Source organism: Nodularia chucula CCY0103, from assembly GCF_963923915.1.
GTDB classification, from domain to species: Bacteria; Cyanobacteriota; Cyanobacteriia; order Cyanobacteriales; family Nostocaceae; genus Nodularia; species Nodularia chucula.
This window is the reverse complement of the sequence record NZ_CAWUOL010000267.1, coordinates 1-240: the sequence shown is the minus strand read 5'-3', so window position 1 is coordinate 240 and position 240 is coordinate 1. Positions and strand designations below refer to the sequence as shown.

Here is a 240-nt window from a genome sequence, read left to right as displayed (position 1 = left end):
GAAGGCCTTGAGCTTTCGCACTGCTCGCGCTGCGGCAAGGTTCCTGGCATTACTGCGCACCAGGTACACCCGCAGGGCGGCGTGGTCTGCAACCCCGTCCCGTGGCGGCTCAACTCTTGGAAATTCGTCTGCTGCGCCTGGGGCGAAACGCCCACGATGAATGACCCGCGCGAACTCGAGCGCCTGCGCCGCGAGACGCGGGGCCGCGCCGCGCCGGATCTGCTGGCCCAGGCCGAGACG

1 protein-coding gene is annotated in these 240 nt (G+C 69.2%); it reads left to right on the top strand.

Translation table 11 applies throughout. The annotated features are described in order from the left end of the window. On the top strand, nucleotides 1-240 hold a 240-nt coding region (locus ACM0OP_RS24500), incomplete at both ends, for a hypothetical protein (protein ID WP_414530998.1).